Raw genomic sequence first — 26,324 nt, 5'->3', positions numbered from 1 at the left:
CTCGCAGGCCGGCGGCCCGGGGCCGAACCAGGACTTCCCCTGGAGCAGCTGACCGAGGACCACCGCGTGCACCTGGGTGGCGGCCGGTCCTGCCTGGGCCGCGCGCTCGGCGCCACGCCGCATGTGGAGATCGACCACCGCCGCCTGGAGGCCGAGCCCGGCGCCACCTACCTGCTGGCCAGCGACGGCGCCTACGAGCGGCTGGACGCCGCGGCCGTGCACGCCGCCCTGGCCTGCCGGCCCAGCGACCTGGACGCCGCGGCCAGGGCGCTGGTCGACACGGCGCGCGAGCGCGGCAGCACCGACGACGCCACGGTGCAGTTGCTGCGCATCGACGCCCTGCCCCCGCCCGACGCGCAGCCCTGGCAGGCGCAACGCGCCCGACTGCGCCTGCCGCCGCCGCTGGCGCCGCGCATGGCCTTCGAGGGTTTCACGGTCGTGCGCGAGCTGCATGCCAGCGCACGCAGCCAGGTCCACCTGGCCATCGACGCAGCGACCGGCCAGCAGGTCGCGCTCAAGACCCCGGCGGCCGGGCTGCGCGAGGACGCCGGCGCGCTCGACCGCTTCCTGCTGGAGGAATGGGTGGCGCGCCGCCTGCGCAGCCTGCACGTGCTGCAGGCCTGCACGGCGGACCAGCCGCGCGCGCACCTGTTCGTCGCCATGGAATACCTGGAGGGCCAGACGCTGGCGCAGTGGATGACGCACCACCCGCGCCCCGCGCTGGGCGAGGTGCGCGGCCTCGTCGCCCAGCTGGGCAAGGGCCTGCAGGTCACGCAGCTGCGCCGGCCTGCGGACCTCAGGCGGCTGCGCTACGTGCCGCTGCGCCACCACCGGCCCGACCTGCCGGCCTGGCTGGACGCGGTACTGCACAAGGCCCTGCAGCCCGACCCGGCACGCCGGCACGAGGCCGTGTCGGAGTTCGTGCACGACCTGCACCGGCCGTGCGCCGCACGGCTGCGCACGCGCGCGCTGCCGCTCGTGGAGCGCAATCCGGTTCTGTTCTGGCAGGTCTGCACGGTGGTGCTGGGCCTGGCGACCGTGGTGCTGGCGGGCCTGCGGGCGCTGGGGCACTGAACGGAATGCTCCTGCATCTCGCGCTGGTGGGCCAGGCCGATCTGCTGGTCAGTGGCGACCTCGACCTGCCGGACCTGGGCGCCGTGGCAGGTCTCGCCATCGTGACGCCAGCCCAGGCCTGCGCCGGCCTGGACATCCGATCGAAACAGCAAGGCCCGCACGCTGGCGCGTGCCGGCCTCCGTCGCCATCAGCCGGCGCTCAGTGCGTCGCGACGGCAGGCTCCGCCTGCGCGCCTCCCTTGCGCAGCTTCATGATCGCCATCGTGGACTGCCACACGATGAACGCCGCCACCAGGGCGAACAGCGTGCCGGCGATCGGGCGCTCGGCCATCTGCACGAAGCTGCCGCGCGTCAGCAGCATCGCGCGGCGGAAGTTCTCCTCCAGCATCGGGCCGAGGATGAAGCCCAGCATCAGCGGGGCGGCGTCCAGGCCCAGGCGCATGAACATGTAGCCCAGGGCGCCGAAGAAGGCGGTGACGAAGATGTCGTCGACGTTGTTGTTGACGCTGAACGAGCCGATGCAGCAGAAGAACAGGATCGCCGGGAACAGCACGTTGTACGGGACCTTGAACAGCGTGAGCCAGTAGCGCACCAGCGGCACGTTCAGGATCAGCAGGAAGCAGTTGCCCACCCACATGCTGGCCACCAGGCCCCAGAACAGGTCCGGGTGCTCGGGGATCAGGTTGGGGCCGGGCGTGACGCCCTTGATCATGAAGGCGCCCATCATCAGCGCCATCACCGCGTTCTCGGGGATGCCGATGCTCATCAGCGGGATGAAGCTGGTGCGCGCGGCGGCCTCGTCGGCGGCGGCCTGGCCGGCCACGCCCTCGATGGCGCCCGTGCCGATCTCGTGGCGGTACTTGCTGACCTTCTTGTCGACGGCGTAGGCCGCGAACTGCGCGATCACCGGCCCGCCGCCCGGCAGGATGCCGAGGAAGGAGCCCAGCACGCTGCCGCGCAGCGCGCTCGGGATGATGCGCTTGAACTCGGCCCAGGTCGGGATCAGTTTGATCGCGCCGCTGAACGGCGTGCGCTCCTCGCGCGCATCCAGGTTCTTGGTGATCTCGGCGATGCCGAAGCAGCCCAGCGCGATGCTGACCAGGCCGATGCCGTCGGCCATGAAGGCCAGGTCCATCGTGAAGCGCTGCACGCCGCTGTTGACGTCGGTGCCGACCTGGCCCAGCAGCACGCCCACCATGCACATGGCCAGGCCGTTCAGCAGGCTGCCGGTGGTCACGAAGCTCACGCAGACGAAGCCCACCAGCATCAGCGCGCAGTAGTCGGCCGGGCCGAACAGGAAGGCCACCTGGCTCAGCGTGGGCGCCAGGAAGGCCAGCACCACGATGGAGATGGTGCCGCCGATGAAGCTGGAGAAGCCCGCCGTGAACAGCGCCAGCCCGGTCTTGCCCTTGAGCGTCAGCGCGTAGCCGTCGATGCAGGCGACGATGGAGCTGGCGTGCGGGATCTTCATCGTGATCGCGCTGACGCTGTCGCCGTACTGCGCACCGTAGTAGATGCCGGCCAGCATGATCAGCGAGCCGGTCAGCGGCATCGAGTAGGTCAGCGGCAGCAGCAGGCTGATGGTGGCCAGCGGCCCCAGCCCCGGCAGCAGGCCGACCATGGTGCCCACGGCGCAGCCGAGGGCACAGTACATCAGGTTGCTGAGCGTGAGCGCGTGCTCGAAGCCGAACAGCAGGTTCTGCAGGACGTCCATGGGGTGCTCCGTTCAGAACAGCGGCAGGCTCAGGCCGAGCAGTTTCTGGAACGCGAACGCCACCACGATCAGCCCCAGGCTGATCTTGATGTTGCGCGCGACGGAGTACGTGGCCGCCGCCCGGCCGGAGATGAACACCATCGCGACGATGCCCGCCAGCATGTTCACGTACAGCGACAGCAGCGCGAACACGCACAGCGACACCAGCAGCAGGCCGATGTTGCGCAGGTTGAACTCGAGGCGCTCCCTGGGCACGAAGCGCGAGCGCACCACGATCGCCAGCGCGATCAGGAGCAGCACGCCGCTGACCAATAGCGGAAAGAGACCAGGCCCGGCGTGGCTGAGGCTGCCGATCGAATAGCGCAGGGCGTTGCCGCCGAACACCAGCGCGATCACCCCGAGGAACAGGCCCCGGGCAAGGTTGCGGTCGATCATCTGGAACCTACCGAAAACGAAAAGAGAGAACCCATGCAGGCCATCGCCGCGCGATGCGGGCCACGGCCTGCGCCTATGGGGCCCGCGGGCGCATGGCCCGCCGGCCTTGGCGAGGATTCTTGGCGGCGCATCGCCGCGCCGCACTGTCGGTTTCCACCTACTACAGCCCAGCGACAGCTTCGGCCGCGCGCGGCAGCCGCAGGCGTACGCACAGCCCGCGGCCGGCCGCGCCGGGCCGCAGCGCGGCGTCGCCGCCGTGCAGCAGCGCCACCTGCCGCACCACCGCCAGGCCCAGCCCGCTGCCGGGCCCGCTGGCGCCGCGGCCGCGGTGGAAGCGCTCCCAGGCGCGGGCGCGGTCGGCCTCGTCCATGCCGGGGCCGTCGTCCTCGACCTCCAGCACGGCCCAGTCGCCGTCCTCCACGCCGGTGCGCACCGTCACGCAGGCGCCGCGGCCGGCGTGCTGCTGCGTGTTGTGGACCAGGTTGGCCACCGCCTCGCGCAGCAGCCAGGCCTCGCCCAGCACCGGCGCGCGCTGCAGCGCGAAGCCCAGGTCCTGCCCGGCGGCCAGCGCCGCGCGCACCCATTCCGGCGCGGCCTCGGTGACGAGCTGTGCCAGGTCGAGCGGCCGGCGCTGCAGGCGCCGCTCCAGCGCCGCACCCTCGGTGCGCGCCAGCGTCAGCAGTTGGTGCGACAGGTGGGCGCTGCGCTCGGCCGCCGCGTGCAGCCGCTGCAGCCGCGCGTGCAGCGCCGGCGGATGCGGCTGCTCCAGCGCCTGCGCCGATTCGGACAGCAGCACCGCCAGCGGCGTGCGCAGCTGGTGCGAGGCATCGTCGAGGAAGGCGCGCTGCGCGCCCACGGCGGTGCGCAGGCGCTCGAACAGCGCGTCGATCGCGGTGCCGAGGAAGGCCACCTCCTGCGGCAGCAGCCGCGGCGGCAGCGGATCGAGCTGCTGCAGCGAGCGCCGCTCCAGCTCGCGGGAAGCCTGGCGCAGCGGCGCGAGGCCGCGCTCCACGGCCACCCAGGCCAGCAGCAGCAGGCAGACCGCCAGCAGCAGGCTCACGCCCAGCGCGGCCAGCGCCACCGAGCGCGCCGCGGCATTGCGCTTGCCCAGCGATTCGGCCACGACGATGGCGCAGCCGTGCGCGCCGCAGGCGGCGCCGTGCGCCACCACGCGCACCGCCTGGCCCTGCCAGGTGGCGTCGAAGAAGCGCCAGGTGCCGCGCGCCGGCCGCGGGGCCAGCGCCAGCAGCGCGGCGTCGCCGGCCAGCAGCGCGCCCTGCGCATCGCCGACCGCGAACACCACCTGGTCCACCAGGTCGGCGCGCAGCGCATGCGCGGTCTGCGCGGACAGCGGCAGCACGGCGCGGCCGTCGCGCTCCTCCAGGATGTCGGCCAGCGCCACCGCGGTGTCGGTCAGCGCGCGGTCCAGGCTGTCCAGCGCGGGCTGCACCGCCAGCCAGTACAGCAGCGCCGCGGCCAGCGGCACCAGCGCCACCAGCGGCAGCGCCAGCCAGCCCATCAGCGTGCGCCGCAGGCTGGGCGCGGCCCGCTCAGCGGCCATCGGGCGCTGCGGCCTCCAGCAGGTAGCCCAGGCCGCGCACGGTGCGCAGCCGCACGCCGGCCGGCTCGATCTTGCCGCGCAGGCGCGACAGCAGCAGCTCCAGCGCGTTGTCCGAGGCGGCGCCGGCCCAGCCCGGCACCAGCGCCGTGAGCTGCTCGCGCGAGACGATCTGGCCGGCCTTGGCCATCAGGTACTGCAGCACCACGGACTCGCGCGCGGTCAGCGCCAGCGGCTGCTCGCCGACCCAGGCGCGCAGGCCCTGCGCGTCGAAGCGCAGCGCGGCCAGCGCCAGCACGCCCGCGCGCCGGTGCTCGTGCCGGCGCACCAGCGCGCGCAGCCGGGCCACCAGCTCGGCCGGCGCGAAGGGCTTGCACATGTAGTCGTCGGCGCCGGTCTCCAGGCCGGCCACGCGGTCGTCGATGCCGTCGCGCGCGGTCAGCACCAGCACCGGCTGCAGCCAGCCGCTCTCGCGCACGCGGCGCAGCGTCTCCAGCCCGTCGATGCCGGGCAGGCCCAGGTCCAGCACCAGCAGGTCGTAGGCGTCCTGCGCCAGCGAGCGCGGCACCGGCTCGCCGCGCTCGCTCACGTCCACGCGCCAGCCCTGCGCCTGCAGCGCGCCGGCGATCGAGGCGGCCAGGGCGGCGTCGTCTTCAACGAGCAGGATGTGCATGGGAGGGAAAACCGCGGGCGGGGATCATCCGGCCAGTGTGCCATCGCGGCCGCAGGCTTCCTCGTCCCCGGCCGCGCCGCCCAGCCGCGCGTACAGCGTGGCGCGCGAGATGCCCAGCAGCCGCGCGGCGGCCAGCTTGTTGCCGCCGGTCTCGGCCAGCGCGGCGGCGATCGCGCGCGCCTCCAGCGCGGCCACCTGCTCGGCCAGCGGGCGCAGCAGCGCGGCGCGGCCGCCGTCGCCGGCCGGCGAGGGCGCCGGCTCGGGCGCGGCAATGGCCTGCACGCCGGTCTCGGCCAGCACGCGGCGCACCTCGGCCGCGTCCACGCGGGTGCGGTCGCAGCGCATGGCCAGCTGCTCCAGCAGGTTGCGCAGCTCGCGGACGTTGCCGCGCCAGTGCTGGCCGGCCAGCAGGGCCAGCGCGTCGGGCGTCAGCTCGGGCGGGGCCTCGCCGCTGCGCAGGGCCAGGTCCTCGCTGAGCGCCTCCACCAGCGCCGGGATGTCGCCGCGGCGCTCGCGCAGCGGCGGCAGCCGCAGCGGCAGCACGTTCAGGCGGTAGTACAGGTCCTCGCGGAAGCGGCCGGCCTGCACCAGCGCCGGCAGGTCACGCGAGGTGGCGGCGATCACCCGCGCGTCGAACGGCACCAGCCGGTTCGACCCGAGCGGCTCGATCTCGCCCTCCTGCAGCGCGCGCAGCAGCTTGGCCTGCAGCGTGGGCGGCATGTCGCCGATCTCGTCCAGGAACAGCGTGCCGCCGTCGGCCAGCTTGAACTTGCCGTCGCGCCCGCGCCGGTCGGCGCCGGTGAAGGCGCCGGGCGCGACCCCGAAGAACTCGGCCTCCAGCAGCGTCTCGGGCACGGCGGCGATGTTCAGGCTGACGAAGGGGCCGCGCGCGCGGGCCGAGGCCAGGTGGATCGCATGGGCCAGCAGTTCCTTGCCGGTGCCGGTCTCCCCCAGCAGCAGCACCGGGCTGGCCGACTGCGCGGCGCGCCGGGCATGGCGCTTGGCCTCCACCGCCGCCGGGCTGGCGCCGATGAAGCTGGCGAAGGTGTACTTGGCGCGGCGCTGGCCGCCCTCGCCCTGCAGCAGCGCGCGGCTGCGCTGGCGGGCCAGCTCGCGCCGCGCGTCGTCCAGGTCGCGCTGCAGCAGCGCGAACTTCTCGATCAGCGGGCGCAGCGTGGTCTCGGGATGGTCGAAGAGCACGATGCCGATCGCGCCGATCACCGCCCCGCCCTCGCCCTGCAGCGGCAGCCGGCTGACGACGAAGGTGCCGGCCTTGTTGGTCAGCAGGTCCACCAGCACCGGCTCGCCGGTCTCCAGCACGCGGCGCATCAGCGTGTTCGGGATCACCTGCTCGACCGGACGGCCGACGAACTCCTCGGCCGAGGAGAAGCCCAGCGCCGGCAGGAAGCGCCGGTAGCCCTCGTTGATCCAGACGATGGTGCCGGCCCGGTCGACCAGGAACATGCCCTGGCTCATGCTGGAGAACAGCTGGAACATCGAGCGCGCGGCCAGCGCATGGATGCCATGGGCATCCTGCGGCAGCGCGGCGGCAGCGGGGCGGGTCGGCATCGGCGCATGGTAGCGGCGACTGCGCATGCGCCGGCGGCCTACACATCGGCGGCCGCGGCCGGCGCACAATCCACCGCGATGGACCGCATGCGCATCGACAAATGGCTCTGGGCCGCGCGCTTCTACAAGACGCGCACGCTGGCCGCCGACGAGGCGGACCGCGGCCGCGTGCAGGTCAACGGCCAGGACGCCAAGCCGGCACGCGAAGTGAAGGTGGGCGACACCGTGGCACTGCGCCAGGGCGCGGTGGAACGCACCGTCGTGGTGCGCGGCCTCAGTGCGCAGCGCGGCCCGGCACCGATGGCGCAGGCGCTGTACGCGGAGACAGCCGACAGCCTGGCCCGGCGCGCGCAGCAGGCCGAGCAGCGCCGGCTGGCGCCCGAGCCGGCGCTGGCCCAGGCGCACGGCCGGCCGACCAAGCGCGAACGCCGCGCGCTCGACCAGGCCACCGGCGGCTGGGACGAGCGCTGGAGCGCCCGCTTCGATGGATGACCGCCGGGGAGGATCTTCCGATGCGCAAGTTCCTGCCGTTCGCCTGGATCGCCCTGCTCGCCCTGCTGGCCGGCTGCCCCGACAGCAAGGTGCCGCCCGACCCGACCCGGCCGCCGATGCCGAAGGCCGAGGCCGGCGTCAGCCGCAGTTCACCCTGACCACCTTGGCCCGCCCGTCCAGCGTGAGGTTGATGCGCATGGCGTTGTATTCCAGGGTGATGACCTGGCCGGGGTTGAGCCAGCGCACGATGCTGGCGCCCGAGCGCGCCCGCACCTCGCGCTCCAGCGCCGGACTGAAGGACTGGCCGAGCGCGAACTGCGCGGCATCGGCATTGCAGACGGGCTCCGGCGCCTGCGGCGGCGGAACGCTGGAAGTACCGCCACCGGAGCCCGGCAGGCCGGCGCAGCCCGCCAGTGCCAATGCGGCGGCCGCCGCCGCGGCGCGGAACGAAAGGAGAGGAGATGAGATTCGCATGGGCCGCATGCTAAGGGCTAACGGCCCGGCCGGCGGGTACACTTCGGCCCTTCGCTGCGCCGGCACCGCTGCCGGCAGCGCCCCCCGGCAGCTCTGGCATCCTTGCTGCTTGCCGGCAGTTTCCCTGGCCGCGGTCCACCCTGCGGCACGCCCTGCCACTTTCGAACGACGCTTGGTGAAAGCCACCCTGACGCCCCCGCCCCCCTCCGTGCCGCTGCGCAGCCGCGTGGGCTTCGTGCTCCATGCGTTGCTGGTGCTCGGCGGCCTGTCCACGATCACGGCGCTGATCGAGCGCGCCGCCCCCTGAGAAGGCTCTTCCACCATGTCGACCGCCCGCCGCCCCTACATCGAAGAACGGCTGGAACAGCTCGAGCGCAGCAACGAGGAGCTGGTCGGGCTGGTCACGGCGCTGTCGGCCGTCACGACCGCGCTGGCCGCGACCCATCCGCAGCGCGCCGTGCTGCTCGAAGCGCTGGCGCGCGCCGCCCCCGGCGTGCGCGAGGCCACGCAGGCGCACGGCCTGTCCGAACGCACCCAATTGGTGCTCGAGACCTACACCAACCTGCTGCACCAGACGCTGACCGAGCCGGAGCCGGCCGAGCTGGACGAGGCCAACCAGGTGATTCAGGCGATCCTGCAGAACCCGTCGGACGACGAACCCAGGGATTGCGAGTAGACGCGCAGCACCGCAAAGGCCCGGGACTTGCTATCCACCCTCCATGCGAGCCGAGCCTACCGTCATCCTCGAAGTCGACCGGCGCCTGGCGCAGTTCATCCGGACCGCGCGGCCTGCCCACCTCGACCGCGCCAGCCCGGCCGAACTGGGCCGCTGGTACGCCGCCCAGGAAGTGCGCAAGATCCTGCAGGATGCCTGCCCCTACGAGCCGGGCTCGCCCTCCCGCAGCGCGTGGTTCGTCGAGAAGTACGGTGATGCCGCCGGCGCGGTGATCGGCAGCGACGGCTGATCCCGCCGCCGTCTCCCCCGCCGCTTCGGCGGCTGTCCAGACGGCACGAGGCCCCGCCCCGGCGTACCGGGTGCGGGGCCTCGCCGCCTTCGGGGCCGGGAAATCAGGCCTGGACCGGCACCAGGAACTCGCGGCTGATGTAGCTGCCCAGTTCGTTCACGCGGTCCAGGAACTGCGTCAGGAAGGCATGCAGGCCGGTCGCCAGGATCTCGTCGATGCGGCCGAACTTCAGGTCGGCGCGCAGCTTGCCGGCCCGGCGCAGCGTCTCGCTGGCCGGATCGGCGACCACCAGCTCCAGGTTGGACAGCACCTCGTTCAGGCTGGCGTGCAGCGAGCGCGGCATGTCGTCCCGCAGGATCAGCAGCTCGGCCACGCGCTCGGGCTTGATCACGTCGCGGTAGACCTTGCGGTAGACCTCGAACGCCGAGACCGAGCGCAGGATCGCGCTCCAGTGGTAGAAGTCGTACTCCTGGTCCTTCTCGCTGGCGGCGCCGTAGAAGTCGCTCTCCACCGCGTGGAACTTCACGTCGACCAGGCGCGCGGTGTTGTCCGCGCGCTCCAGGAAGGTCCCCAGGCGCATGAAGTACAGGGCCTCGTCCTGCAGCATGGTGCCCAGCGTGACGCCGCGCAGCAGGTGCGAGCGGAACTTGACCCACTCGAAGAACTGGCCCGGGTCGGCCTCGAACTCGCCGCTCTTGAGCATGCGGTTCAGGTCCAGCCAGGTCGTGTTGGCGGTCTCCCAGACCTCGGTGGTGAGGCTGCCGCGCACGGCGCGGGCGTTCTCGCGCGCGGCGCGCAGGCAGGACACGATGGACGACGGGTTGTCCTCGTCGCGCACCATGAAGTCCATGACCTCGCGCGAGCGGATGGTCGGATGCTTGGCGTTGTACATGCCCCCCAGCTCGCTGATCGACAGCAGGCCCTGCCAGCCCAGCTGGGCGACGGCGGCGGACTGCGGCAGCAGCGAGGACTGGTAGTTCACGTCCAGCATGCGGGCCGTGTTCTCGGCCCGCTCGGTGTAGCGCGACATCCAGAAGAGATGGTCGGCGGTGCGGCTCAGCATGGTCTCAGCTCTCCTGGGTCTGTGCTTGTTGTGGTCGGCTGGTCGTGGGCGACTCCTCGTCCTCGAGGATCCAGGTGTCCTTGGTGCCGCCGCCCTGCGAGGAATTGACGACGAGCGACCCTTCCTTGAGGGCCACGCGGGTCAGGCCGCCGGGCACCATCTGCACCTCCTTGCCCGACAGCACGAAGGGCCGCAGGTCGATGTGGCGCGGCGCGATGCCGCTTTCCACGAAGGTCGGGCAGCTGGACAGGCTCAGCGTCGGCTGCGCGATGTAGCCGCTGGGATTGGCCTCCACGGCCTTGCGGAAGTCCTCGATCTCGGCCTTGGTGGCGGCCGGGCCGACCAGCATGCCGTAGCCGCCGGCGCCGTGCACCTCCTTGACCACCAGGTCCTTCAGGTTGGCCAGCACGTACTTGAGATCTTCCGGCTGGCGGCACATGTAGGTCGGCACGTTGTTGAGGATCGGCTTCTCGCCCAGGTAGAACTCGATCATCCGGGGCACGTAGGGGTAGATCGACTTGTCGTCGGCCACGCCGGTGCCCACGGCATTGCAGATCACCACGTTGCCGGCCTTGTAGGCCGCCATCAGGCCGGCGCAGCCCAGCGTGGAGTCGGGCCGGAACACGAGGGGGTCGAGGAAGTCGTCGTCCACCCGGCGGTAGATCACGTCCACGCGGCGCGGGCCGCGCGTGGTGCGCATGTAGACGAAGTTGTCCTTGACCAGCAGGTCCTGGCCTTCGACCAGCTCCACGCCCATCTGCTGTGCCAGGAAGGCGTGCTCGAAGTAGGCGCTGTTGTACATGCCCGGCGTCAGCACCACGACGGTCGGGTCGGCCGTCGCCGGCGGCGCCGAGGCGCGCAGCGTCTCCAGCAGCAGGTCGGGGTAGTGCGCGACCGGCGCGATGTGGTGCGTGCTGAACAGGTCCGGGAACAGCCGCATCATCATCTTGCGGTTCTCCAGCATGTAGCTGACGCCGCTGGGCACGCGCAGGTTGTCCTCCAGCACGTAGTACTCGCCCCGGCCCTGGGCGTCCGGCGCCCGCACGATGTCGACGCCCGAGATGTGCGAATAGACCTGGTTGGGCACGTCCACGCCGACCATCTCGGGGCGGAACTGCGCGTTGTCGACGACCTGCTCCTTCGGGATCAGGCCGGCCTTGATGATTTCCTGGTCGTGGTAGACGTCGTGGATGAACCGGTTCAGCGCGGTCACGCGCTGCACCAGGCCCTTCTCCATCGCCTGCCATTCGGCCGACGGGATGATGCGCGGGATCAGGTCGAACGGGATCAGGCGCTCGGTGCCCGAGCCGTCCTCGTCCTTGGCGCCGTAGACCGCGAAGGTGATGCCGACGCGGCGGAAGATCATCTCCGCCTCGGATCGTCGCTTGGCCATCATGTCTCCGGGTTGCCGTGCCAGCCAGTCGTCGTAGATCTTGTAGTGATCCCGGATCTGCGCGCCCTTCGAAAAGAACTCGTAGGGCAGCTGGGTATACATCTCGTCAAATTTCAGCATTGGGCCGTTCTCTCCTGCACGGGAGGATAGCAATTTGCAAGCCAGCGAACGCGGCGGAACCCGCCGGCGACGAAAAAAAGCCGCCGGACGGCGGCGGCTGGCCAGGCGGCGCAACCGTGCTCAGCTGGCCGGGGCGGAGGCGAGCGCGTCGTCGCCCAGCACGGACACCAGCGAGGGCCGGCCGACGATCAGCGGATCGACCGGCCCGACCTCCAGCAGGTCGCGCTGCGTGTACGGCAGGCGGTTCAGCAGGTAGCGCATCGCGTTCAGGCGCGCACGCTTCTTGCAGTCGCTCTTGACCACGGTCCAGGGCGCGTCCGAGGTGTCGCAGTGCAGGAACATCGCTTCCTTGGCGCGGGTGTAGTCGTCCCACTTGTCCAGCGAGGCCATGTCGATCGGGGACAGCTTCCACTGCTTGAGCGGGTGCAGCTTGCGCTCCTTGAAGCGGCGGCGCTGCTCGGCCTGGCTGACCGAGAACCAGAACTTGACCAGGTGCACGCCCGAGCGCACCAGCTGGCGCTCGAACTCGGGCACCTGGCGCAGGAACTCCTGGTATTCCTGCTCGCTGCAAAAGCCCATCACGCGCTCCACGCCGGCGCGGTTGTACCAGCTGCGGTCGAACAGCACGATCTCGCCGCGCGTGGGCAGGTGCTGGACGTAGCGCTGGAAGTACCACTGGCCGCGCTCGACCTCGCTCGGCTTCTCGAGCGCGACCACGCGCGCGCCGCGCGGGTTCAGGTGCTCGGTGAAGCGCTTGATGGAACCGCCCTTGCCGGCCGCGTCGCGGCCCTCGAACAGGATCACCACGCGCTGGCCGGTCTCCTTGACCCAGGCCTGCAGCTTCAGCAACTCCACCTGCAGCCGGTACTTCTGGTGCTCGTAGCTCTTGCGCGACAGCAGGTTGCGGTACGGATAGGCACCCGTGCGCCACCCCGGCGCCAACTCGGCATCGGGGTCGACGTCGTCGGCCGGCGCATCCACCTTCTGGAACAGCGTGCGGCGCAGCGCGCGGACCTCGTCGGGCGAGGCGCCGGCAATCAGCGTCTGCAGCTGGCGCAGCAACTCCTGCGGCGCCGTGCCGCCACCGGCGGTGGCACGCGTCAGCAGGTCGGCGACGACCTCGGACTGCACCGTCTCCGCGGTGCTGGTGCGGCGGTGCACGCGGTCGGCCTCGGCCGCGCGGCGGCCGGGACGGGCCAGCGTGTCGCCGGCCTCGACCGGGCGCGGCGCTGGCATGCGCCGGGCGCGGCGCACGGGGGAGGAAGCGGAAGACGGGGCGGATGCGTGGGCCATGGTGTGGTGTGTGGCGCGTCGATGATGGCTTCGATGTTGCGCCGGCCCGCCGGCGGCTTCTTGATGGAAGTCAACTGCGGCGCCATCAGCCGGCCGTTCACGTTCAGTCCGGCCGGTGTTGCCAGTAGCGCACGTCGCGCAGGCGCTCGCAGTCCACCGCCGCCGGCGCATCGCTGCGCCAGCGCGCGGCGCCGCACTGGGTCGAGGTCACCACGGCGGCACCCTGCGCCTGCAGGCGCCGCACCACCTCGGGCGCCGGATGGCCGAAGCGGTTGCGGTAGCCGGCCTGCACCATGGCGATGCGCGGCGCCACCGCGCCCAGCCACGCGGCGCTGGACGAGGTCTTGCTGCCGTGGTGCGCCACCAGCAGCCAGTCGGCCTGCAGCGGCGCGGCGCCGGCCAGCAGGCGGGCCTCCTGCGGCTGCTCGATGTCGCCGGCCAACAGCGCCGCGGCACGGCCGTTGGCGATGCGCAGCACGCAGCTGCGCGCGTTGGGCTTCTCGCCGGGCGGCCCGTCGTCCTCCGCGGGGTGCAGCACCTCGAACTGCACGCCGTCCCACTGCCAGCGCTGGCCGGCGCGGCACGGCGCGAACGCGTGCGAGACCCGCAGCGCATGCCCCTGCGGCAGCGATGCCAGCAGCTCGGCCTGCGGCTGCATGGCCAGCACGGCGGCGGCGCCGCCGCTGTGGTCGCTGTCGGCATGGCTCACGACCACGCGGTCCAGCCGCTCGCCCAGCGCGCGCAGCAGCGGCACCAGCACGCGGTGGCCGGCGTCGCTGTCCTGGCCGTAGCGCGGCCCGGTGTCGTACAGCAGCGCATGCCCGGCCGTGCGCACCAGCACCGCGTTGCCCTGCCCCACGTCGGCGGCCAGCAGTTCGAACTCGCCTGCCGGCGGGCGCGGCGGCTGCCAGCACAGCGCCGGCAGCAGCAGCGGCAGCCCGGCCAGCCGCAGGCCCGCCGGCCAGCGCAGCACCAGCAGCAGCGCCCCCGCGATCGCCGCCGCGCCGAGCGGCCAGGGCAGCGCCGCATGGTCGATGCTGGCCAGCGGCCAGCGCGCGCACCACGCCAGCAGCGCCAGCAGCAACCCGGTGGCGCCGGCCGCCAGGTCCCACAGCGGCGCGGCCAGCACGCCCAGCAGCGCCAGCGGCGTCAGCACCAGCGTGACCCAGGGAATGGCCGCCAGGTTGGCCAGCAGGCCGACCAGCGAGACCTGCTGGAACAGCATCAGCGACAGCGGCGCCAGCGCCACCGTGACGACGGCCTGCTCGCGCAGCAGCCGCCCCAGGGCCGACGCCGCGCGGCGGCCCATGCCCTGCGGCCGGGCGCCGCCGGCTTCCGGCGCACCCGCACCGGCGCCCGCGAACAGCACGCCGACCGCCACGAAGCTCAGCCAGAAGCCGGCCTGCAGCAGCGCCCAGGGATCGAGCAGCACCACCAGCGCGGCCGCCAGCAGCAGCACCCGCGGCCAGGGCCAGCGCCGCCCGGCCAGCCGCAGCGCGGCCACGGCGGCCAGCATGATCAGCGTGCGCTGCGCCGGCACACCCCAGCCGCTGAACACCGCGTAGGCCCCCGCCAGCGCCACGCCGCCCACCAGCGCGGCATGCGGCGCCGGACACCACAGGCAGGCGCGCGCCGACCGGCGCCAGGCCCAGCCGAGCACGGCGGTGGCCAGCCAGGCGAACATGGTCACGTGCAGGCCCGACACCGCGAGCAGGTGGGCGACGCCGGTGGCGCGGAACAGGTCCCAGTCGGCGCGCTCGACGGCGCTCTGGTCGCCCATGGCCAGCGCCGCGACCAGGCCGGCGCGGCCCGGCTCGGCGATGCGCGCGAAGATCGCCTCCCGCACCGCCTGCCGCGCGCGCTCGACCGGGTGGTGCCAGCCGCGCTCCAGCCGTTCGGGCGCCGCGTCGCGCGGGCCGGCGCGCACGTAGCCGGTGGCCTGCACGCCGCGCTCCCACTGCCACAGCTCGTGGTCGAAGCCGTGCGGATTGCGCTGGCCGTGCACCGCGCGCAGCCGCGCCTGCACGCGCCAGCGGTCGCCGGCCAGCACCTGGGGCACCTGCTGCGACCTGCCGTCCAGGCTGCCGTAGTACCAGGACAGCTCGACCAGCGGCGGCACCCGCACCGGCACGCCATCGTCCTGCGCCGCCTCGACCTGCAGGCGCAGCCGCAGCGCGATGTCGCCGGGCTGCGGCATGGCCGCCACGCGGCCGGTCAGCACCAGGTCGCGGCCTTCCAGCGCCGGGTCCAGGGCCTGCGCCTGGAACGCCAGCGCCCGCAGGCCGACGCCGCCGAAGGCGAGCGCCGCGGCGGCCAGCAGCGCCGCCCCCGCGGCCAGGCCGCGCCGGCCCGCGCGCCAGGCCGGGACCAGCACCGCCGCGCCGCCCAGCGCCAGCACCGCATACGCCAGGGCCGGCGACAGCACGGGCTGCTGCAACTGCACGGCCGTGCCCAGCAGCACGCCGGCGCACAGCGCCAGCCAGGGCCCCGGGCGCGCCTGCGCGGCCCGCGGCGGTGTCGCGCCCGCCGGCTCGGTCATGTTCCCCCTCTGCACTCGCGAGCCCCTGCCGGAGACCGGCCTGCCACTGGCTCACCTCTTGCTAGTATCCGGCAGCGATGGCGCACGCCATTGCCACTTCCTTCCCGACAAGAGACAAAGATGTCCACACACGCAGCGCTGAATCACGTTTCCCATTACCGCTACGACCGCCCCGTACAGCTGGGCCCCCAGGTGATCCGACTGCGCCCCGCGCCGCATTGCCGCAGCAACGTCATCTCGTATTCGCTGAAGGTCGAACCGGCCAACCACTTCATCAACTGGCAGCAGGACCCGTTCTCCAACTACCAGGCGCGCCTGGTGTTCCCCGAGAAGACCACCGAGTTCAAGGTCACGGTCGACCTGGTGGTCGAGATGGCGGTCTACAACCCGTTCGACTTCTTCCTGGAGCCGGCGGCCGAGAACTTCCCGTTCCAGTACGAGCCGATGGTCAAGGAGGAGCTGGCGCCCTACCTGGCCTGCGAGCCGCTGACGCCGCTGGTCGAGCGCTACCTGGCCACCATCGACCGCAGCGAGCAGCGCACGATCGACTTCCTGGTCAACCTGAACCGCAAGATCTCGCAGGACATCCGCTACCTGATCCGCCTGGAGCCCGGCGTGCAGACGCCGGAGCAGACGCTGGAGCTGGCCAGCGGCTCGTGCCGCGACTCCGGCTGGCTGCAGGTGCAGCTGCTGCGCCGCATGGGGCTGGCGGCGCGCTTCGTCTCGGGCTACCTGATCCAGCTGACGCCGGACGTCAAGTCGCTGGACGGCCCCAGCGGCACCGACCACGACTTCACCGACCTGCATGCCTGGTGCGAGGTCTACCTGCCCGGCGCCGGCTGGATCGGGCTGGACGCGACCTCCGGCCTGCTGGCCGGCGAGGGCCACATCCCGCTGGCCTGCACACCCCAGCCCTCGGGCGCCGCGCCGATCGAAGGCCTGGTCGACGAGGCCGAGGTCACGTTCGAGCACCACATGGCTGTCACGCGCATCTTCGAGTCGCCGCGCGTGACCAAGCCCTACACCGAGGAGCAATGGGCCGAGGTGCTGGCGCTGGGCAAGCAGGTCGATGCCGAGCTCGTGGCCGGCGACGTGCGCCTGACCATGGGCGGCGAGCCGACCTTCGTGGCCACCACCGACCGCGATGCACCAGAATGGAACACCGACGCGCTGGGCCCGACCAAGCGCGGCTATGCCACCGGCCTGGTGCACAAGCTGCGCGACGAGTACGGCCAGGGCGGCTTCCTGCACTTCGGCCAGGGCAAGTGGTACCCGGGCGAACAGCTGCCGCGCTGGGCGCTGTCGGTGTTCTGGCGCGCCGACGGCCAGCCGAGCTGGCGCAACCCGGCGCTGTTCGCCGACGAGCGCGAGCCCGCGCACTACACCGGCGAGGACGCGCGCCGCTTCACCCACCTGCTGGCCAGCAAGCTGGGCCTGAGCGACGCCTACATCCAGCCCGGCTACGAGGACGTCTGGTACTACCTGTGGCGCGAGCGCCGCCTGCCGGTCAACGTCGACCCGTTCGACGCCCGGCTGGACGACGAGCTCGAGCGCGTGCGCCTGCGCCGCGTGTTCGAGCAGAAGCTCGATGCCGCCGTCGGCTACGTGCTGCCGCTGCAGGTCGGCGAGGGTCCCGGCATGGCCGGCACGTACTGGACCACCGGCCCGTGGTTCTTCCGCGACGAGCGCATGTACCTGATCCCGGGCGACTCGCCGATGGGCTACCGGCTGCCGCTGGATTCGCTGCCCTGGGTCAGCAAGAGCGACTACCCCTACTTCAACGAGCGCGACCCGATGGAGCCGCGCGCGGCCCTGCCCGCGGCCGAGGCGCTGCGGGCCCGCCATACCGCCGCCACCGCGGCTACCGCCGGGCCCGGCAGCGCCGTCGGCGGCCTGGACCCGGCCCGCTTCGTCGCCGCGCCGGACCACTCGCCCAGCGAGGCCGTGCGCCGCCTGCAGGACCGCCGCTTCGCCGCGGCGGACGGCGGCCCGGCGGCTCTCGGGCCGGACCCGCAGGCCGAGCCGGCCGATTTCGTGCGCAGCCCCCAGCGCTTCGAATCCGCGCACTGGATCACCCGCACCGCGCTGTGCGTGGAAGCGCGCGACCCGCGCCGCGCCAACGGCCCCAAGGCCGAGCAGCAGGGCGACAAGTCCGGCCAGCTGTACGTCTTCATGCCGCCGCTGGCGCGGCTGGAGGACTACCTGGACCTGCTGTCCGCGGTCGAGGCCACGGCCGAGGAACTCGGCGTGAAGATCGTGCTGGAAGGCTACCCGCCGCCGCGCGACAGCCGCCTGAAGATGCTGCAGGTCACGCCCGACCCCGGCGTCATCGAGGTCAACATCCACCCCGCCCACAACTGGGGCGAGCTGGTGCAGCACACCGAGTTCCTGTACCAGGCGGCGTTCGAGACGCGGCTGTCGGCCGAGAAGTTCATGACCGACGGCCGCCACACCGGCACCGGCGGCGGCAACCACTTCGTGCTGGGCGGCGCCACGCCGGCGGACAGCCCGTTCCTGCGCCGGCCCGAGCTGCTGGCCAGCCTGATCCTGTACTGGCACAACCATCCCTCGCTGTCCTACCTGTTCTCGGGCCTGTTCATCGGCCCGACCAGCCAGGCACCGCGCGTGGACGAGGCCCGCAACGACCAGCTCTACGAGCTGGAGATCGCGCTGCGCGAGATCCGCCGCAACCGCGAGATCCACGGCCAGGACATGCCGCCCTGGCTGGTCGACCGCACGCTGCGCAACGTGCTGATCGACGTGACCGGCAACACCCACCGCAGCGAGTTCTGCATCGACAAGATGTACTCGCCCGACAGCAGCACCGGGCGCCTGGGCCTGCTGGAGCTGCGTGCGTTCGAGATGCCGCCGCACGCCCGCATGAGCATCGTGCAGCAGCTGCTGATGCGCGCGCTGATCGCCCGCTTCTGGGACGCGCCCTACCTGGCGCCGGCCACGCGCTGGGGCACCGAACTGCACGACCGCTTCCTGCTGCCCACGTTCGTGAAGATGGACTTCGACGACGTGATCCGCGAGATGCGCGAGGCCGGCTACGCGTTCGACCCGTCCTGGTTCGCGCCGCATCTCGAGTTCCGCTTCCCGATAGTCGGCCACATCCAGAAGTCCGGCATCGAGCTGACCGTGCGCAACGCGCTGGAACCCTGGCACGTGATGGGCGAGGAAGGCGCCATCGGCGGCACCGTGCGCTACGTGGACTCCTCGCTGGAGCGCATCGAGGTGCGCGTGACCGGGCTGAACGAGAGCCGCTACGTGGTCACCTGCAACGGCCGCGCGCTGGCTATGCAGCCCACCGGTACCCAGGGCGAGTACGTCGCCGGCATCCGCTACCGCGCCTGGCAGCCGCCGTCGGCCCTGCACCCGACCATCGGCGTGCACGCGCCGCTGGTGCTGGACATCGTGGACACCTGGATGAAGCGCTCGCTGGGCGGCTGCCAGTACCACGTCGCGCACCCGGGCGGGCGCAACTACGACACCTTCCCGGTCAACTCGTACGAGGCCGAGAGCCGCCGCCTGGCACGCTTCTTCCGCATCGGCCACACGCCGGGCACCATGGTCGTGCCGCCGGCGACGATCAACGTGCCGGGCAGCCGCGAGTTTCCGTTCACGCTGGATCTGCGCCGCTGAGGGCCGCCGGGACGGGCATCTCGGCGCATGGACGGCATCCCGGCACCGCCGGGATGTGACAATGTCCCTGACGTGGATCAACAGAACAGCTCACTCTTCGACGCGCAGGGCCCGGAAAGCCCGGCGGACCTGGCCAGCGCGCTCGCGCGGCTGGCCATGCCCGGCCATTTCGACGAGCTGCGCGGCCAGGCGCGCCCGGCCGGCGACGGGCCGCCGCGCAGCAACAGCGCGCGCCCGCCGCTGGCGGCCGACTGGGCCGGCTTCTTCGAGCTGCTGGGCCGCGACGGCTTCGCCGACCTGGACCGGCGCACCGCGCTGATGCACCGCCAGCTGCGCGACAACGGCGTCACCTACAACGTCTACGCCGACGCCGAGAACCCGCAGCGCCCCTGGTCGCTGGACCTGTTCCCGCTGATCGTCACGCCCGAGAGCTGGCGCCAGATCGAGGCCGGCGTGCTGCAGCGCGTGCGCGTGCTCGACAGCGTGATGGCCGACGTCTACGGCGAGCAGCAGTTGCTGGCCCGGGGCCTGCTGCCGCCCGCGCTGGTGCAGGGCCACCCCGGCTACCTGCGCACGATGCACGGCTTCCGGCCGCTGGGCGGCACGCACCTGCACATCACGGCCTACGACCTGGCGCACGACGCCGACGGCAACTGGTGGGTCGTGTCGCAGCGCACGCAGGCGCCCTCGGGCCTGGGCTACCTGCTGGAGAACCGGCTGGCGATCTCGCGGCTGTTCCCGCAGGCCTTCGAGGCGCTGCACGTGCAGCGCCTGGCCGCCACCTACGGCGCGCTGATCGAGGGCCTCAAACGCATGAGCCCGGCCGGCGACGACGCCCACATCGCGCTGCTGACGCCCGGGCCGTACAACGAGACCTACTTCGAGCAGGCCTACCTCGCGCGCTACCTGGGCATCACGCTGGTCGAGGGCAGCGACCTGACCGTGCGCGACCAGCGCCTGTACCTGAAGACGCTCAAGGGCCTGGAGCCGGTGCACGGGCTCGTCAAGCGGCTGGACGACCAGTACCTGGACCCGCTGGAGCTGCGGCCGGACTCGCGCCTGGGCGTGCCCGGGCTGCTGCAGGCGGTGCGCGCCGGCAACGTGCTGATCGCCAACACGCCGGGCTCGGCCTTCCTCGAATCGGCGGCGCTGCTGGGGTTCCTGCCGGCGCTGTCGCGGCACCTGCTCGGCGAGGAGCTGCAGCTGCCGGCCGTGCCGACCTGGTGGTGCGGCGAGCGCGCCGCGATGGAGGCCGTGCTGCCCGACCTGGCGCGCTGCGTGATCAAGCCCACCTACGGCGACAGCGGCGGCCCGGCCCCGTTCGAGGCCGTGCTGGGCGGCACGCTGACGCGCCGCCAGCTCGACGAATGGACCGGCCGCATCCTGCGCCAGGGCGACGAGCACACCGTGCAGACCTACATGCCGCTGTCGCAGATGCCGACCTGGAGCAGCGGCAAGGGCTTTCCGCCGCGCATCACGCCGCGCTCGGTCATGCTGCGCGTGTTCGCGGTGTCCGACGGCCCGCGCTCCTGGCGCGTGCTGCCGGGCGGGCTGGCGCGCATGGTCAGCGCGCACCACAGCATCGCCTCCATGCAGCGCGGCGGCAGCAGCGCCGACGTCTGGGTGCGCACCGACGGCGAGGTCGACCGCACGACGCGGCTGACCCGGCACCTGTCGCCGGCATCCACGGTGCACCGGCGCCGCATGGTCACCAGCCGCGCGGCCGAGAACCTGTTCTGGCTCGGCCGCTACGCCGAGCGCACGGAGAACACGCTGCGCTTGGCGCGCGTGACGCTGTCGGTGCTCAACGGCGAGGACCAGTCGCTGGCCCCGCTGCTGGCCTGGCTGTACGAGCTGAACAAGGCCTTCGCGCTGGTGCTGCCGGCCGTGCCGTCGCCGGTGCAGGCGCGCCGCGTGTTCGAGCGCTCGCTGATCGCCGGCCTGGGCGACGCCGAGAAGGTGCAGAGCGTGGGCTACAACCTGCGCGCCACGCGGCTGGCGGCCTCGGCCGTGCGCGAGCGGCTGTCGCAGGAGCACTGGAACGTGATCGTGCAGGCCGAGGAGGACTTCCTCGGGCGCTGCGCCGAGGCCACGCGCGGCGGCGACTTCTCGGCGCTGGAGGCGATGCGCCTGCTGGAATCCACCAGCACCGCGACCGCCGCCATGACCGGCGCGCAGACCGACCGCATGACGCGCGACGACGGCTGGCGGCTGCTGTCCATCGGCCGCCACGTGGAACGGCTGGGCTTCCTGGCCTCGGCGCTGGCGCGCGCGGTGTCCACCGGCGCGGTCGCCACCACCGGCGGCTTCGAGGCCGTGCTGGCGCTGTTCGACAGCAGCATCACCTTCCATTCGCAGTACCAGCAGAGCCGCGAGCTGGCGGCGCTGCTGGACCTGCTGGTGCTCGACCGCGACAACCCGCGCTCGATCGGCTGGGTCGCCCACACGCTGGCCGGCCGGCTGGCCCGGCTGGCCGGCGACGCGCCGGTCCGGGACACGCCGCTGGCCCGCGACGTGGTACAGCCGGCGCGCTGGAACCTCGACGAACTCGTCGAAGCCGGCGCGGACGCCCCCCATGCGCTGCTGCTGGAGCGGCTGGAAGCCTGCGTGCAGTGCGCATACGACATCTCGGACGCGATCGGCGCGGTCTACTTCACCCACTCGCGGGACGCCAAGACCAGCGTCGGCGCGTGAGAAGGCGTGAACGAACCACCCACACCTTCCGACCCGACGGCGCGCGCCGGAGCCATGAAGCTGCAAGTCACCCACGAGACCCGCTACCACTACACGCCGGCCGTCGAGACGGCGCAGCACATCGCGCACCTGCAGCCCTGCGACACGCCTTACCAGGTGCTGCTGCAGCACCGGCTGGACATCACGCCCACGCCGGACGAACTGCGCACCGGCCGCGACGTGTTCGGCAACATCCGCACCTTCTTCGCGCTGCAGAGCAGCCACGACGAGCTGTGCGTGGTGGCCGACAGCCTGGTGGAGACCCGGACGCCGCTGCGGCCGGCCAGCGCCCTGCCCTGGGAGCAGGTGCGCGACCGCTTCCGCTACCGCGCCGGCGGCGAGTTCGATCCGGCCGCGCAGTTCCTGTTCCATTCGCCCTACGTGCCGCGGCATGCCGATTTCCTGGACTACGCGCGGCCCAGCTTCGGCGCGGGCGTGCCGCTGCTGGAGGCGGCCGAGGATCTGATGCGCCGCATCCACCGCGACTTCGAGTACGCCGCCGACAGCACCGAGGTCAGCACCCCGGCCGTGGAGGCGCTGGCGCTGCGCAAGGGCGTGTGCCAGGACTTCGCGCACATCATGGTGGCCTGCCTGCGCATGCTGGGCCTGCCGGCACGCTACGTCTCCGGCTACCTGCTGACGCAGCCGCCGCCGGGCCAGCCGCGGCTGATCGGCGCCGACGCCTCGCACGCCTGGGCCTCGGTCTACGTGCCCGGCGGGCCGGACCACGACGGCTGGTACGACTTCGACCCGACCAACGACCGCGCGCCCGGCGAGGACTACGTGACGCTGGCCGTCGGCCGCGACTTCTCCGACGTCTCGCCGATGCGCGGCGTCATCCATGGCGGCGCCAGCCACCACCTGCGCGTCGGCGTGACGGTGCAGCCGCTCGCCGACGCCGACGAACCCCGACCCGAGGAGACCACACCATGAGCATCCACGACAAACTCCAGGCCCTGGGCATCACGCTGCCGCCGGTGGCCGCGCCGGCAGCCGCCTACCTGCCCTTCGTGCGCACCGGCAACCTGGTGTTCCTGTCCGGCCACATCGCCAAGAAGGATGGCAAGCCCTGGGTCGGCCAGTTCGGCAGGACCCTCACGACCGAGGACGGCAAGGCCGCCGCGCGCGCCGTGGCGATCGACCTGCTCGGCACGCTGCAGGCGGCCACCGGCGACCTCGCCAGAGTCAAGCGCATCGTCAAGCTGATGAGCCTGGTGAACTCCACGCCGGACTTCACCGAGCAGCACCTGGTGACCAACGGCGCCAGCGAGCTGCTGGGCGAGCTGTTCGGCCCGGCCGGCGCGCACGCGCGCAGCGCCTTCGGCGTGGCGCAGATCCCGATGGGCGCCTGCGTCGAGATCGAACTGATCGCGGAAGTCGAATGACGGTTCGCGCGGCCATCGTCACCGCCGGCGGCAGCGGCATGGGCGCGGCCGCCGCGCGTGCGCTCGCCGCGGCCGGCTACGGCGTCGCCATCCTGTCGTCCTCCGGCAAGGGCGAGGCGCTGGCGGCCGAACTCGGCGGCATCGGGGTGACCGGCTCGAACCAGTCCGACGCCGACCTCAGCCGCCTGGTCGATGCCACGCTCGAGCGCTGGGGCCGCATCGACGCCGTCGTCAACAGCGCCGGCCACGGCCCCAAGGGCGAGCTGCTGGCGATCACGGACGCCGACTGGCACCTGGGCATGGAGTTCTACCTGCTGAACGTGGTACGCATCGCGCGCCTGGTCACGCCGCAGATGCAGCGGCAGCAGGGCGGCTCCATCGTCAACATCTCGACCTACGCGACCTTCGAGCCCGAGGCCGCGTTCCCGACCTCGGGCGTGTTCCGCGCCGGCCTGGCCAGCTTCGCCAAGCTCTACGCCGACCGCTACGCCGCGGACAACATCCGCATGAACAACGTGCTGCCCGGCTTCATCGACAGCCTGCCCGAGAAGGCGGAGCGGCGCGCGCGCATCCCGATGGGGCGCTACGGCACGGCCGAGGAAGTGGGCGAGCTGATCGCCTTCCTGGCGTCCGACAAGTCGGCCTACATCACCGGGCAGAACATCCGCATCGACGGCGGCATCACGCGCTCCGTGTGACCGCCGCGATGCGATGCGCGGCTATTCGACGCGCAGCACCATGGCCGGCTTGAAGCCCAGGTCGGTGCTCTTGCCCTTGCGCCCGCGCGCGCCGCGTGCGTTGTTCAGCGAGCGGATTTCCAGCTGCTCCTCGCGCGGCTTGCCGCCCCGGCCGGTGCCGCTGATCCGCACGCTGCGCGTGTAGGCGGCCGCGCCGGCCAGCGCGTCCTTGGGCTCCAGGTCCATCAGCACCAGGCCGCGGCCGCCCTTCTCCATGGCCTTGAGCTCGCCGATCTCGAAGGTCAGGATGCGCCCGCCGGTGGAGGCGCAGGCCACGTGCGTGGCCGGCGCCAGCGTGAGGCCCTGGGCCGCGCCGCTGGCGTGCGAGGGCCGGCACAGCGACTCGCCCTCGCCCACGCTGACGAAGGCCTTGCCGCCGCGCTGGCGCGACAGCATGCTCTCCACCGTCGCCAGGAAGCCGTAGCCGCCCGAGCTGGACAGCAGCAGCGTGGCGCCGGGCGGGCCGGCGAAGAAATGCACGACCTGCGTGCCGCTCTCCAGCTCGATCAGCGAGCTGACCGGCTGGCCGTCGCCGCGCGCGCCCGGCAGCGCCGACACCGCCACGGTGTAGACGCGGCCGTTGCTGCCGAACACCAGCAGGTGGTCCACGCTGCGGCACTCGAAGGCCGCGTACAGGGCGTCGCCGGACTTGAAGCTGTACTCCGCGGGCGTGGCGCGGTCCCGGGCCCAGCCCTTCTGCGCGCGCACCCAGCCTTTCTGCGAGACCACCACGGTGACCGGCTCGTCGACCACCCGCACCTCGGCCACGGCCCGCTTGTCGGCCTGGATCAGCGTACGGCGTTCGTCGGCGAAACTCTTGGCGTCGGCCTCGATCTCCTTGACCATCAGCCGGCGCAGCGAGGCCGGGTTGCCCAGCACGTCCTCCAGCCGGCCCTGCTCCTCGCGCAGTTCCTTGAGCTCCTGCTCGATCTTGATCGCCTCCAGCCGTGCCAGCTGGCGCAGCCGGATTTCGAGGATGTCCTCGGCCTGGCGGTCCGTCAGGCCAAAGCGCGCGATCAGCGCCGCCTTGGGCTCGTCCGACTGGCGGATGATAGCGATCACCTCGTCGATGTTCAGCAGCACCAGCTGCCGGCCCTCCAGGATGTGGATGCGGTCCAGCACCTTGTCCAGCCGGTGCTGCGAGCGGCGCTGCAGCGTGCCCTGGCGGAATTCGATCCACTCCTCCAGCAGCTGGCGCAGCGACTTCTGCACCGGCTTGCCGTCCAGCCCCACGCCGGTCAGGTTGACCGGCGCGCTGGTCTCCAGGCTCGTGTGCGCCAGCAGCGCGCCGGCCAGTTCGGCCTGGGCGATGCGGCTGGTCTTGGGCTCGAACACCAGGCGCACGGCCGCGTCCTTGCTGGATTCGTCGCGCACCCCGTCCAGCACCGCCAGCATGCTGGCCTTGAGCTGCTGCTGCTCCTGGCTCAGCGTCTTCTTGCCGGCCTTGACCTGCGGGTTGGTGATGGCCTCGATCTCCTCGAGCACGCGCTGGGCGCTCACGCCGGGCGGCAGCTCGTGCACCACCAGCTGCCACTGCCCGCGCGCCAGGTCCTCGATGGTCCAGCGCGCGCGCACCTTCAGCGACCCGCGGCCGGTGCGGTAGGCCTCGGCGATCTCGCCGGGGCTGCTGATGACCTGGCCACCGCCGGCGTAGTCGGGGCCGGGGATGAGCCGCAGCAGTTCCTCGTCCGCGAGCCTGGGCGACTTGACCAGCGCCACGCAGGCGTCGGCCACCTCGCGCAGGTTGTGGCTCGGGATCTCGGTCGCCAGGCCGACGGCGATGCCGCTGGCGCCGTTGAGCAGCGTGAACGGCAGCCGCGCCGGCAGCTGGCGCGGCTCCTCGGTGGAGCCATCGTAGTTCGGGACGAAGTCGACCGTGCCCTCGTCGATCTCGTCCAGCAGCAGCCGCGCGATGCGCGCCAGCCGCGCCTCGGTGTAGCGCATCGCGGCGGCGCCGTCGCCGTCGCGGCTGCCGAAGTTGCCCTGCCCGTCGATCAGCGGGTAGCGCTGGCTGAAGTCCTGAGCCATGCGCACCAGCGCGTCGTAGGCGGCCTGGTCGCCGTGCGGGTGGAAGCGGCCCAGCACGTCGCCGACCACGCGCGCGCTCTTGACCGGCTTGGCCGCGACCGTGCCGTTGGGCCCGCCATAGGCCAGACCCATGCGCGCCATCGCGTACAGGATGCGGCGCTGCACCGGCTTGCAGCCGTCGCAGACGTCGGGCAGCGCACGGCCCTTGACCACGCTCATCGCGTATTCGAGGTAGGCGCGCTGCGCGTAGCGGCCCAGTTCGAGCGCGTCGTCGCCCTCGCCGTCGGCGGGGCCGCCGGGGCCCTGGCCGGGCGGCGGCGGATCGGAGAAGTCCAGCGTGTTGGATTCGTCGGTCATGTTCGAACGGGAAAAGACATGCGACGGCCGGCAGCAACCGGCCGCGCGGGTGGGTCGGGAAGCGTCAGAAGCCGTGC

22 protein-coding genes are annotated in these 26,324 nt (G+C 72.4%); 11 read left to right on the top strand and 11 right to left on the bottom strand.

Translation table 11 applies throughout. From position 1 onward, the window contains the following. Positions 1-66 precede the first annotated feature (66 nt). Positions 67-1,074, top strand: coding sequence for a SpoIIE family protein phosphatase (locus QM782_RS16285; RefSeq protein ID WP_415203947.1), 1,008 nt, complete (start codon positions 67-69; stop codon positions 1,072-1,074). 199 nt (positions 1,075-1,273) lie between these two features. Here QM782_RS16285 and QM782_RS16280 read toward each other — a convergent pair whose 3' ends face one another. The 5 genes from QM782_RS16280 to QM782_RS16260 all read right to left on the bottom strand — a co-directional run bounded on the left by QM782_RS16280 (position 1,274) and on the right by QM782_RS16260 (position 7,023). Next, positions 1,274-2,788, bottom strand: coding sequence for a tripartite tricarboxylate transporter permease (locus tag QM782_RS16280; RefSeq protein ID WP_415203946.1), 1,515 nt, complete (start codon positions 2,786-2,788; stop codon positions 1,274-1,276). Positions 2,789-2,800: 12 nt separating this feature from the next. Then, positions 2,801-3,223 (bottom strand): tripartite tricarboxylate transporter TctB family protein, encoded by a 423-nt coding sequence (locus QM782_RS16275; protein WP_415203945.1) that lies wholly within the window; start codon positions 3,221-3,223, stop codon positions 2,801-2,803. 160 nt (positions 3,224-3,383) lie between these two features. Continuing rightward, on the bottom strand, positions 3,384-4,784 hold the full coding sequence (locus QM782_RS16270; protein WP_415203944.1) for a sensor histidine kinase: 1,401 nt from the start codon (positions 4,782-4,784) through the stop codon (positions 3,384-3,386). Beyond that, positions 4,774-5,454, bottom strand: a complete 681-nt coding sequence (locus tag QM782_RS16265) for a response regulator (protein WP_415203943.1) — start codon at positions 5,452-5,454, stop codon at positions 4,774-4,776. The genes QM782_RS16270 and QM782_RS16265 overlap by 11 nt, the downstream gene beginning before the upstream one ends. A 24-nt stretch (positions 5,455-5,478) precedes the next feature. Then, positions 5,479-7,023, bottom strand: a complete 1,545-nt coding sequence (locus tag QM782_RS16260; protein ID WP_415203942.1) for a sigma-54 interaction domain-containing protein — start codon at positions 7,021-7,023, stop codon at positions 5,479-5,481. 78 nt (positions 7,024-7,101) lie between these two features. On the opposite strand from QM782_RS16260, the gene QM782_RS16255 reads away from it, so the two are divergent. Together QM782_RS16255 and QM782_RS16250 are read left to right on the top strand one after the other, a co-directional pair. Continuing rightward, complete coding sequence (locus QM782_RS16255; protein WP_415203941.1) at positions 7,102-7,515, top strand: RNA-binding S4 domain-containing protein; 414 nt, start codon at positions 7,102-7,104, stop codon at positions 7,513-7,515. A 20-nt stretch (positions 7,516-7,535) separates the two neighbouring features. Beyond that, positions 7,536-7,673: a hypothetical protein gene (locus QM782_RS16250; RefSeq protein ID WP_415203940.1), complete on the top strand. Its 138-nt coding sequence runs from the start codon at positions 7,536-7,538 to the stop codon at positions 7,671-7,673. Here the strand turns inward: QM782_RS16250 and QM782_RS16245 are convergent. Continuing rightward, positions 7,654-7,989 carry an I78 family peptidase inhibitor gene (locus QM782_RS16245; RefSeq protein ID WP_415203939.1) on the bottom strand — a complete coding sequence of 112 codons (336 nt, stop codon included), beginning with the start codon at positions 7,987-7,989 and terminating at the stop codon, positions 7,654-7,656. The two genes, QM782_RS16250 and QM782_RS16245, sit on opposite strands and share 20 nt — an antisense overlap. Before the next feature lie 175 nt (positions 7,990-8,164). On the opposite strand from QM782_RS16245, the gene QM782_RS16240 reads away from it, so the two are divergent. Genes QM782_RS16240 through QM782_RS16230 form a run of 3 tightly spaced genes read left to right on the top strand, consistent with a single transcriptional unit; the run spans position 8,165 to position 8,954 of the window. Continuing rightward, a complete protein-coding gene (locus QM782_RS16240) occupies positions 8,165-8,296 on the top strand; it encodes a hypothetical protein (protein WP_415203938.1) in 132 nt (43 codons plus the stop codon). Positions 8,297-8,311: 15 nt separating this feature from the next. Beyond that, entirely contained in the window at positions 8,312-8,665 is a 354-nt protein-coding gene (locus QM782_RS16235) for a hypothetical protein (RefSeq protein WP_415203937.1), read from the top strand. A gap of 43 nt (positions 8,666-8,708) precedes the next feature. Further along, positions 8,709-8,954 (top strand): hypothetical protein, encoded by a 246-nt coding sequence (locus QM782_RS16230; RefSeq protein WP_415203936.1) that lies wholly within the window; start codon positions 8,709-8,711, stop codon positions 8,952-8,954. 103 nt (positions 8,955-9,057) lie between these two features. Here QM782_RS16230 and QM782_RS16225 read toward each other — a convergent pair whose 3' ends face one another. The 4 genes from QM782_RS16225 to QM782_RS16210 all read right to left on the bottom strand — a co-directional run bounded on the left by QM782_RS16225 (position 9,058) and on the right by QM782_RS16210 (position 15,362). Then, positions 9,058-10,017 carry an alpha-E domain-containing protein gene (locus QM782_RS16225; RefSeq protein WP_415203935.1) on the bottom strand — a complete coding sequence of 320 codons (960 nt, stop codon included), beginning with the start codon at positions 10,015-10,017 and terminating at the stop codon, positions 9,058-9,060. Between the two features lie 4 nt (positions 10,018-10,021). Beyond that, positions 10,022-11,530, bottom strand: a complete 1,509-nt coding sequence (locus tag QM782_RS16220; RefSeq protein ID WP_415203934.1) for a circularly permuted type 2 ATP-grasp protein — start codon at positions 11,528-11,530, stop codon at positions 10,022-10,024. 120 nt (positions 11,531-11,650) lie between these two features. Then, positions 11,651-12,823 carry a polyphosphate kinase 2 gene (ppk2, locus tag QM782_RS16215; RefSeq protein ID WP_415203933.1) on the bottom strand — a complete coding sequence of 391 codons (1,173 nt, stop codon included), beginning with the start codon at positions 12,821-12,823 and terminating at the stop codon, positions 11,651-11,653. A 103-nt stretch (positions 12,824-12,926) separates the two neighbouring features. Next, a complete protein-coding gene (locus QM782_RS16210) occupies positions 12,927-15,362 on the bottom strand; it encodes a DNA internalization-related competence protein ComEC/Rec2 (RefSeq protein ID WP_415203932.1) in 2,436 nt (811 codons plus the stop codon). A gap of 120 nt (positions 15,363-15,482) precedes the next feature. Here QM782_RS16210 and QM782_RS16205 point away from each other — a divergent pair, with 120 nt between their 5' ends. The 5 genes from QM782_RS16205 to QM782_RS16185 all read left to right on the top strand — a co-directional run bounded on the left by QM782_RS16205 (position 15,483) and on the right by QM782_RS16185 (position 23,823). Next, positions 15,483-19,007, top strand: coding sequence for a DUF2126 domain-containing protein (locus QM782_RS16205; RefSeq protein ID WP_415203931.1), 3,525 nt, complete (start codon positions 15,483-15,485; stop codon positions 19,005-19,007). Between the two features lie 72 nt (positions 19,008-19,079). After that, entirely contained in the window at positions 19,080-21,701 is a 2,622-nt protein-coding gene (locus tag QM782_RS16200; protein ID WP_415203930.1) for a circularly permuted type 2 ATP-grasp protein, read from the top strand. 54 nt (positions 21,702-21,755) lie between these two features. Next, positions 21,756-22,673, top strand: a complete 918-nt coding sequence (locus QM782_RS16195; RefSeq protein WP_415203929.1) for a transglutaminase family protein — start codon at positions 21,756-21,758, stop codon at positions 22,671-22,673. Then, complete coding sequence (locus QM782_RS16190; protein WP_415203928.1) at positions 22,670-23,125, top strand: RidA family protein; 456 nt, start codon at positions 22,670-22,672, stop codon at positions 23,123-23,125. Before QM782_RS16195 ends, QM782_RS16190 begins: the two co-directional genes overlap by 4 nt. Next, positions 23,122-23,823 (top strand): SDR family oxidoreductase, encoded by a 702-nt coding sequence (locus QM782_RS16185; protein ID WP_415203927.1) that lies wholly within the window; start codon positions 23,122-23,124, stop codon positions 23,821-23,823. The genes QM782_RS16190 and QM782_RS16185 overlap by 4 nt, the downstream gene beginning before the upstream one ends. Positions 23,824-23,844: 21 nt before the next feature. On the opposite strand, the gene parC is transcribed toward QM782_RS16185, so the two are convergent. Then, positions 23,845-26,247, bottom strand: coding sequence for a DNA topoisomerase IV subunit A (parC, locus tag QM782_RS16180; RefSeq protein ID WP_415203926.1), 2,403 nt, complete (start codon positions 26,245-26,247; stop codon positions 23,845-23,847). Positions 26,248-26,324: the final 77 nt, after the last annotated feature.

The sequence above is a fragment of the Pseudorhodoferax sp. genome, assembly GCF_047601025.1.
Taxonomy (GTDB): domain Bacteria; phylum Pseudomonadota; class Gammaproteobacteria; order Burkholderiales; family Burkholderiaceae_C; genus Pseudorhodoferax.
The sequence above is the reverse complement of the archived record's forward strand: the minus strand, read 5'-3'. Positions and strand labels throughout refer to the sequence as shown.

Coding starts and splice junctions, on each gene's coding strand:
- parC (WP_415203926.1), bottom strand. CDS start 26,247: ATGACCGACGAATCCAACACGCTGGACTTCTCCGATCCGCCGCCGCCC.
- QM782_RS16190 (WP_415203928.1), top strand. CDS start 22,670: ATGAGCATCCACGACAAACTCCAGGCCCTGGGCATCACGCTGCCGCCG.
- QM782_RS16235 (WP_415203937.1), top strand. CDS start 8,312: ATGTCGACCGCCCGCCGCCCCTACATCGAAGAACGGCTGGAACAGCTC.
- ppk2 (WP_415203933.1), bottom strand. CDS start 12,823: ATGGCCCACGCATCCGCCCCGTCTTCCGCTTCCTCCCCCGTGCGCCGC.
- QM782_RS16260 (WP_415203942.1), bottom strand. CDS start 7,023: ATGCCGACCCGCCCCGCTGCCGCCGCGCTGCCGCAGGATGCCCATGGC.
- QM782_RS16275 (WP_415203945.1), bottom strand. CDS start 3,223: ATGATCGACCGCAACCTTGCCCGGGGCCTGTTCCTCGGGGTGATCGCG.
- QM782_RS16210 (WP_415203932.1), bottom strand. CDS start 15,362: ATGACCGAGCCGGCGGGCGCGACACCGCCGCGGGCCGCGCAGGCGCGC.
- QM782_RS16230 (WP_415203936.1), top strand. CDS start 8,709: ATGCGAGCCGAGCCTACCGTCATCCTCGAAGTCGACCGGCGCCTGGCG.
- QM782_RS16245 (WP_415203939.1), bottom strand. CDS start 7,989: ATGCGAATCTCATCTCCTCTCCTTTCGTTCCGCGCCGCGGCGGCGGCC.
- QM782_RS16195 (WP_415203929.1), top strand. CDS start 21,756: ATGAAGCTGCAAGTCACCCACGAGACCCGCTACCACTACACGCCGGCC.
- QM782_RS16250 (WP_415203940.1), top strand. CDS start 7,536: ATGCGCAAGTTCCTGCCGTTCGCCTGGATCGCCCTGCTCGCCCTGCTG.
- QM782_RS16280 (WP_415203946.1), bottom strand. CDS start 2,788: ATGGACGTCCTGCAGAACCTGCTGTTCGGCTTCGAGCACGCGCTCACG.
- QM782_RS16220 (WP_415203934.1), bottom strand. CDS start 11,530: ATGCTGAAATTTGACGAGATGTATACCCAGCTGCCCTACGAGTTCTTT.
- QM782_RS16205 (WP_415203931.1), top strand. CDS start 15,483: ATGTCCACACACGCAGCGCTGAATCACGTTTCCCATTACCGCTACGAC.
- QM782_RS16265 (WP_415203943.1), bottom strand. CDS start 5,454: ATGCACATCCTGCTCGTTGAAGACGACGCCGCCCTGGCCGCCTCGATC.
- QM782_RS16255 (WP_415203941.1), top strand. CDS start 7,102: ATGGACCGCATGCGCATCGACAAATGGCTCTGGGCCGCGCGCTTCTAC.
- QM782_RS16225 (WP_415203935.1), bottom strand. CDS start 10,017: ATGCTGAGCCGCACCGCCGACCATCTCTTCTGGATGTCGCGCTACACC.
- QM782_RS16185 (WP_415203927.1), top strand. CDS start 23,122: ATGACGGTTCGCGCGGCCATCGTCACCGCCGGCGGCAGCGGCATGGGC.
- QM782_RS16270 (WP_415203944.1), bottom strand. CDS start 4,784: ATGGCCGCTGAGCGGGCCGCGCCCAGCCTGCGGCGCACGCTGATGGGC.